Raw genomic sequence first — 6,390 nt, forward strand, 5'->3', positions numbered from 1 at the left:
TCAACACCGTGTCGAGTCGGATCGACAGGGTGTCGAGCGGGTGTAGCATCAGCCGACATGACGACCGCCCGTACGCCGACCGGCGCCGCGCCGACGCGCGGGCGGCGGGCCGGCCGGTCCACCGGAGACGACCGGGAGACCGCGATCCTGGCCACCGCCGAGCGGTTGCTGGCGCAGCGCCCCTTCGCCGACATCTCCATCGACGACCTGGCGCGCGGTGCCGGGATCTCCCGGCCCACGTTCTACTTCTACTTCCCGTCCAAGGACGCGGTGCTGCTCACGCTGCTCGACCGGGTCACCGAGGAGGCCGACGCGGCCGCCGGTGGCGTGTTCGAGCGGCTCGCCGAGGACCCGCGCGCCCACTGGCGGGAGCTGATCGCCCGGTTCCACGCCACGTTCGGCGGGCACCGGGACGTGGTGCTGGCCTGCGCCCAGGTGCGCGGCACCAACGCCGAGGTGCGTCGGCTCTGGGCCGAGGTGCTGGAACGCTGGGTCCGCGCGGTGCAGGCCGCGATCGAGGCCGAACGCGCGCGCGGCGCGGCCCCGGACGGCCTGCCCGCCCGGGACCTCGCCATCGCGCTGAACTCGATGAACGAACGTGTCTGGTACGCCACCTTCGCCGGGGACGGCCCGGCGGTGGCCGAGCGGGACGTGGTGGACGTGCTGCTCGACGTGTGGCTGACCGCGATCTACCGGACCACCACGCCGCCGGTCACCGCGTCCGGCGGAACTCCATGACCCAGTTGGTCTCCCAGGTGCGTTCACCGTCGGTGGAGAACGCCTGCTCCCAGCGGCAGGAGTCCGCGGTGATCGCCGACCAGAGGAAGCGGCAGCGCACCGGCCGCCCCTCGTCGGTGTCGTCGGCGTGGAACTCACCGACGCCGCCGGTGAACCGGCCCACCACCGGCGGCAGTCCCAGCACCCCACGGCTGCTGTGCATCCAGTAGAGCGACCACAACCCGGTCGACGGGTTCAGGATGCGCACCGTGGAGCCGGAGAAGCCCCGGCTCGGGCAGCGCATCTCGTCGAAGCTGCCCGCGCCGTCGAAGAACGAGCGCGCCTCGCTGACACCGGCGAACTCGTCCCAGTCGTCGCTGCCGACGTGGCGCTGCCGCAGGCGCCGGTTGGTCACGTCCCAGGTGCCGACGAGGAAGTCGAAGTCGCCCATCAGCGGCCCACCGGCCCCTCGGCCCGGGCGTCCGCCAGGTAGCCCGCGAGGTCTGGCCGGTCCGGCGCGAGCACGTGCCGGATCCAGGCGGCGCGCTCGTGTTCCAGCACGCCCAGTTCCCAGACGCAGCCGACGCCGGGGCGGGTCAGGTCGACGAAGTGCGCCGGGTCGTCGTCCGGGCAGTCCAGCGCGGGCTGCCCGGCGATCGCGATGCGGCACTCGACCACGTTGTCGAAGAACCAGCTGTACGCCAGCAGGTACGCCCCGGTGTCCGCGCCCCGGTGCAGCACCACCCAGCTCGCCGGCGGGGTGGAGCCGTCCGGGGCGGGCAGCAGCGCCGGGAGGTACGCGTACGCGGCGTCGACCACCCGCGGTTCGAGGCGGCGACCCGGCTGGTCCATGTGGTAGCGCTTGACGTGCCGGCCGGCCACCTCGACGGCCCCCGGCACTGTCAGATCCTTGTCGTGAAAAGCCATGCGGGCACGCTAGGGCCGCTCCCCTGACAGCTAGTGTCAGGAGAATGCGGGCCAGTCGACTCCTGTCCATCCTGCTGCTCCTGCAGGCGCACAACCGGCTCACCGCCGCCGACCTGGCCGCCCGCCTCCAGGTGTCGGCACGCACGATCTACCGGGACGTCGAGGCGCTGCACGCGGCGGGCATCCCGCTGTACGGCGAGGCCGGACACGACGGCGGCTACCGGCTCGTGGAGGGCTGGCGGACCCGGCTGACCGGGCTCACCGCCGAGGAGGCCGACCGGCTGCTCTTCGCCGGGCTCCCCGGGCCGGCCGCCGAGCTGGGCTACCAGTCGGTCGTCGCCGCCGTGCAGCTCAAGCTGCGGGCCGCGCTGCCCGCCCCGCTGGCCGACCGGGCGGCCCGGCTGGAGCAGCGGTTCCACCTGGACACACCGGGCTGGTACTCCGACGGCGACCCGTCGCCACACCTCGCCGAGGCGGCCGAGGCGGTGTGGCGGCAGCACCGGGTCCGGGTGCGGTACCGGGGCTGGCGGGGCGAGACGACCCGGGTCCTCGAACCGTACGGGCTGGTGCTCAAGGGCGGGCGCTGGTATCTGGTCGCCGCCCGGCCCGACCGCGCCGACCCGGCCACCTACCGGGTCAACCAGATCCTCGACCTGACCCCGCTGGACGAGACGTTCGAGCGGCCGGAGTTCGACCTGCCGGCCTGGTGGCGCGCGCACGTGGTGCGGTTCCGGGCGGGCCTGCACCGCGACGAGGCGCGCATCCGGCTGTCGCCGCGCGGCTTCGCCCGGCTGCGCGAGGTCGGCAGCGACGTGGTGGTCGCCGCCGCCGAGGCGAGCGCCGGCCCGCCCGACGCCACCGGCTGGGTGCACGCGGTCATCCCGATCGAGTCGCTCACCCACGCGCACGGTGACCTGCTCCGGCTCGGCGCCGAGGTGGAGGTCCTCACCCCGGAGGCGCTACGCACCCGCCTGACCGAAACGGCCACCGCCCTCACTACCCTCTACCCGCCGCCCACCCTGCCCACCGTCCCACCCACCCCGCCTCTCCCCCGGTGATCAAGGAGTTTGTGTCCTTCGAGGAGATCGACTCGGACACGAACTCCTTGATCACCGAGGCGGGGTACGGAGGGCGTCGGCCACCGTGGAGAGGGCTCGGTCGATCTCCGACGGCGGGGTCGAGGCGTAGCCGAGGACCAGGCCGGGCGGCTGTGGGCGCTGGCCGTGCCAGGACAGCGGGTGGACCTTGACGCCGTGGCGCAGCGCCGCCGCCGCCAGCGCCCGGTCGTCGACGTCGCCGGGCAGCGTGACCATCAGGTGCAGCCCGGCCGCGGCGCCGTGCACCACCGCCCCCGGCAGGTGCGCGCCTACCGCGCGGATCATCGCGTCGCGGCGGCGTACGTGCCGGTGGCGCAGCAGCCGCAGGTGCCGTTCCAACGTGCCGGACTCCATCAGCTCGGCCAGCACGAGCTGCGCCAACGCCGGGTTGCCGAGATCGGCGGCCCGCTTCGCGGCCACCACCTCGGCGTGCAGCGCGGGCGGCACCAGCATCCATCCGATCCGCAGGGCCGGCGCGAGCAGCTTGGAGATGCTGCCGACGTAGCAGACGCGGTCCGGCGCCATGGCCCGCAGCGCCGGCACCGGCGGCCGGTCGTAGCGGTGCTCGGCGTCGTAGTCGTCCTCCACCACCAGGCCACCGTCGCGTGCCCACCGCAGCAGCCGCCGGCGCCGGTCGCCGTCGAGCACCACTCCGGTCGGGAACTGGTGCGCCGGGGTGAGCAGCACGGCCGGCGCACCGGACCGCTCCAGCGCGTCGACGCGCAGGCCCCTGTCGTCCACCGGGACCGGCGGCGTCGCCAGCCCGGAATAGGCCAGGTGCTGCCGTACGCCCAGCGAGCCGGGGTCCTCCACCGCGACGGTGTGCGTACCCCGGTCGTGGAGCACCCGCGCGAGCAGGCCGAGCGCCTGGGAAACCCCCGCCACGATCACCACCTCGGCCGGGTCGGCGCGGATGCCCCGGTTGCGGGCCAGCCAGTTCGCGACCGCGAGCCGCAGCGCGGGCGTACCCGTCGGGCCGCCGTAGCCGAGCGCCGCCGGCGCCACCCGCTGCAGCACGGCCCGTTCGGCCCGCAGCCAGGCCGCGCGGGGAAAGGCCGCCAGATCGGGTACGCCGGGCGTCAGGTCCACCTCAGCGGGTACGGCACGCAGCTCGTCGATCGCGTCCATGCCGGGCCGACCGGCGAACACCTCCGGTGTCCTCCTGGGCCGGGACGGCCGGGTGAGCGCGGCGGCCGGGGTGGCGACCACAATCGTTCCGGCCCGGCCACGCCCGGCGACCTGCCCGTCCTCGGCCAGCCGCTGGTAGGCCTCGGTCACCACGCCCCGGGAGACGCCCAGCTCGGCGGCGAGCACGCGGCTCGCCGGCAGGCGGGTGCCCACCGGCGCCCGGCCGTCGGCGATCGCGGAGCGCAGCCGGGCCGCCAGCCAGTCCGCGCGGCCACCGGGCGGCGCCTCGCCGACGTCGAGCTGGAGGAAGTCGGCACCGGCCGCTTTGGACTCGTGGGAAGCGACGGCTTTGGCCCTGTCCATCGGGCCATTATGGCCACAGGCTGGACCGCATGACAGCCGCGTTTCTGCTGACCTCACTGATCGTCGCGGTCAGTCCCGGTACCGGGGTGATGCACACACTCGCCACCGCCGTGACCGCCGGGCGCCGGGCCGGGCTGGCCGCTGCCGCCGGCGCCACGCTCAGCCTCGTCCCGCACGTCATCGCCGCGGTGACCGGCCTGGCCGCCCTGCTGCGCGCCGGCACCCCGGCGTTTCGCGTGGTGACCTGGCTGGGTGTGGCGTACCTGCTCTGGATGGCCTGGTCGGCGCTGCGGGACCGGGGCACGCTCACCGTCGGGAGCGACCGGCCGCCACGTCCGGCGGCTGCGGTGTTCCGGGACGGTGTGCTGCTGAACCTGCTGAACCCGAAGGTGACTGTGTTCTTCGTGGCGTTCCTGCCGCAGTTCGTACCCCCGGACACGCCCGCCGCCACGGCGCGGATGCTCGCCTGCGGCCTGGTGTTCATGGCTGTCACGCTGCTGGTGTTCGCCGGGTACGCGCTCCTGGCCGGCGCGCTGCGTCGCCGCGTGCTGTCCCGGCCCCGGCTGACCGGGCTGCTGCGGCACGCCGTCGCCGGCGGCTTCCTCGTCCTGGGCCTCGGCCTCGCCCTCACCGCCTGACCCGTTCCAGTTCACCGCCCGAAAAGGAGTCTCCCTGTGCGTTTCCGGCACTCCCCCGAGGTCTGGTCGGCCTTCCCGGAACTGACCTGCGGCGTCCTGCACGCCACCGGCGTCACGCCCGACGTCGACGTCACGCCACTGCTGGCCGGGCATCTCGGCACTGCCCGGGACCGCCTTTCCGCCGGGCCGGAGGGTGGCTTCCCGGAGATCCAGGCGTGGCGGCGCGCGTTCACCCGGATGGGCTGCCCGCCGACCCGCTACCGCTGCGCGGCCGAGTCGCTGCTCCGCCGGCTGCGGCGGGACGGGGACCTGCCCCGCCTGCATCCGCTGGTGGATCTCGGCAACGCGCTGTCGGTCCGGTACGCGGTGCCGGTGGCGGTGCTCGACCTCGCCCACGTCGACGGCGACCTGACCGTACGCCCGGCCGAGGGCACGGAAACCTATCTGACCCTCGGCGGGGAGGCGGAGCACCCGGTGCCCGACGAGGTGATCTTCGCCGACGAGGGCGGGCACGCGCACGCCCGGCGCTGGTGCCACCGGCAGAGCGGCGCGTCAGCGGTGCGGGCCGCCACCACCGAGGTCCTGGTGGTGGTCGAGGCGATGCACGACGGGGCGGCCCCGACCGTACGCCAGGTCGTGGACGAGCTGGCCGCGGCGCTGGCCGAGCTGTGGCGCGTGCCGTCGCGGACGGCGATGCTCAGCGGTGACGCGCCGGAGTTCGCCGTGCCGGTCCGGACGGGCTGATCCGCCGGCGTGGTGACGGCCGGTCGCGCGGCGTGACGCCGGTGCGCAGGTTCCGGGCGTCCGGCGACGACGCTGGGAGCCGCCCGGCTCGTCGTCAGGCGTCGGGGTCGGTGCGCTCGCGGGTCGTCAGCTCGTCGAACTCGGCCGGGGTGATCTCACCGGTGCGCAGGCGCCGGGCGTTGGCGGTGAACCGGGCCAGCGCCGCGCCCCGCGCGTCGGGCTCGGTGAGCAGGCCGGCGTCGGCGGTCAGGGCGTTCGCCGCACCCGCGACGTCGTGCGAGTCGGCCGGCTCGCCGTGCAGCTCGCGCAGGGCGTCGGCGAGGCGCGCGTCGGCGGCGTCGCCGGTGCCCCACAAGCGCCGGGCGAGGTCGACGGTGCGGCCGAGCGAATCCTCGCCCGCCCGTTCGGCGCTTATCTCGGCACGCATCATGCGCAGGAAGCGGACTGTCACGGCATCGGAGTCATCGGCGATCACGTCCGTACCCTAGCGAGCGGGTCCGACGAAACCGCCGGGCGAGCCGGGGTCGTCCGGCCGGTCGAGCGGGCTGCCCACGGGTAGTGCGCGGATATGCCCGAACGATGTCCGATGGTCGCCCCCGGCCCGTCGTGAGTCAGGTGCGTTCGTCGCTGCCGGGCGCCGGGGTGGCTTCCATAGGCGTGTCGAGCGGTGCCTCCTTCTCGGGGTAGTGGCAGGCGGTGAGTTGTGTGCCGTCGTCGCGGGTGACGAGTGCGGGTTCTTCGGTGGCGCAGTGGTTGGTGGCTTTCCAGCAGCGGGT

8 protein-coding genes and 1 pseudogene are annotated in these 6,390 nt (G+C 74.7%); 4 read left to right on the top strand and 5 right to left on the bottom strand.

All coding sequences use genetic code 11. The features are described 5' to 3' along the window. Positions 1-57 precede the first annotated feature (57 nt). Positions 58-738, top strand: a complete 681-nt coding sequence (locus tag AB0B20_RS28225) for a TetR/AcrR family transcriptional regulator (RefSeq protein ID WP_357389849.1) — start codon at positions 58-60, stop codon at positions 736-738. On the opposite strand, the gene AB0B20_RS28230 is transcribed toward AB0B20_RS28225, so the two are convergent. Both AB0B20_RS28230 and AB0B20_RS28235 read right to left on the bottom strand, forming a co-directional pair. Beyond that, entirely contained in the window at positions 713-1,168 is a 456-nt protein-coding gene (locus AB0B20_RS28230; RefSeq protein WP_357474854.1) for a hypothetical protein, read from the bottom strand. The genes AB0B20_RS28225 and AB0B20_RS28230 overlap by 26 nt on opposite strands. Next, a complete protein-coding gene (locus AB0B20_RS28235) occupies positions 1,168-1,644 on the bottom strand; it encodes a hypothetical protein (RefSeq protein WP_357389853.1) in 477 nt (158 codons plus the stop codon). Before AB0B20_RS28235 ends, AB0B20_RS28230 begins: the two co-directional genes overlap by 1 nt. A gap of 44 nt (positions 1,645-1,688) precedes the next feature. Between AB0B20_RS28235 and AB0B20_RS28240 the strand changes: the two genes are divergently transcribed. Further along, positions 1,689-2,702: a transcriptional regulator gene (locus AB0B20_RS28240; protein WP_357474857.1), complete on the top strand. Its 1,014-nt coding sequence runs from the start codon at positions 1,689-1,691 to the stop codon at positions 2,700-2,702. 51 nt (positions 2,703-2,753) lie between these two features. On the opposite strand, the gene AB0B20_RS28245 is transcribed toward AB0B20_RS28240, so the two are convergent. Continuing rightward, the gene (locus tag AB0B20_RS28245) at positions 2,754-4,232 is read right to left on the bottom strand and encodes a PLP-dependent aminotransferase family protein (RefSeq protein WP_357474860.1); all 1,479 of its coding nucleotides are present in this window, start codon (positions 4,230-4,232) and stop codon (positions 2,754-2,756) included. 29 nt (positions 4,233-4,261) lie between these two features. Here AB0B20_RS28245 and AB0B20_RS28250 point away from each other — a divergent pair, with 29 nt between their 5' ends. Next, positions 4,262-4,870: a LysE family translocator gene (locus AB0B20_RS28250; RefSeq protein ID WP_357389859.1), complete on the top strand. Its 609-nt coding sequence runs from the start codon at positions 4,262-4,264 to the stop codon at positions 4,868-4,870. 36 nt (positions 4,871-4,906) lie between these two features. Then, positions 4,907-5,614 carry a phenylalanine--tRNA ligase beta subunit-related protein gene (locus AB0B20_RS28255; protein WP_357389861.1) on the top strand — a complete coding sequence of 236 codons (708 nt, stop codon included), beginning with the start codon at positions 4,907-4,909 and terminating at the stop codon, positions 5,612-5,614. A gap of 94 nt (positions 5,615-5,708) precedes the next feature. Here the strand turns inward: AB0B20_RS28255 and AB0B20_RS28260 are convergent, their stop codons facing one another. Both AB0B20_RS28260 and AB0B20_RS28265 read right to left on the bottom strand, forming a co-directional pair. After that, positions 5,709-6,089, bottom strand: a complete 381-nt coding sequence (locus tag AB0B20_RS28260; RefSeq protein ID WP_357474863.1) for a hypothetical protein — start codon at positions 6,087-6,089, stop codon at positions 5,709-5,711. A 136-nt stretch (positions 6,090-6,225) separates the two neighbouring features. Then, positions 6,226-6,390 (bottom strand): annotated as a pseudogene (locus tag AB0B20_RS28265) (dipeptide/oligopeptide/nickel ABC transporter ATP-binding protein); the annotation flags it as partial.

The sequence above is a fragment of the Micromonospora sp. NPDC049151 genome (assembly GCF_040648395.1).
Classification (GTDB): Bacteria; Actinomycetota; Actinomycetes; order Mycobacteriales; family Micromonosporaceae; genus Micromonospora.

Excerpts from the sequence above, each read along its gene's own strand:
- AB0B20_RS28225 (WP_357389849.1), top strand. The coding sequence starts at position 58 with ATGACGACCGCCCGTACGCCGACCGGCGCCGCGCCGACGCGCGGGCGG.
- AB0B20_RS28230 (WP_357474854.1), bottom strand. The coding sequence starts at position 1,168 with ATGGGCGACTTCGACTTCCTCGTCGGCACCTGGGACGTGACCAACCGG.
- AB0B20_RS28235 (WP_357389853.1), bottom strand. The coding sequence starts at position 1,644 with ATGGCTTTTCACGACAAGGATCTGACAGTGCCGGGGGCCGTCGAGGTG.
- AB0B20_RS28240 (WP_357474857.1), top strand. The coding sequence starts at position 1,689 with ATGCGGGCCAGTCGACTCCTGTCCATCCTGCTGCTCCTGCAGGCGCAC.
- AB0B20_RS28245 (WP_357474860.1), bottom strand. The coding sequence starts at position 4,232 with ATGGACAGGGCCAAAGCCGTCGCTTCCCACGAGTCCAAAGCGGCCGGT.
- AB0B20_RS28250 (WP_357389859.1), top strand. The coding sequence starts at position 4,262 with ATGACAGCCGCGTTTCTGCTGACCTCACTGATCGTCGCGGTCAGTCCC.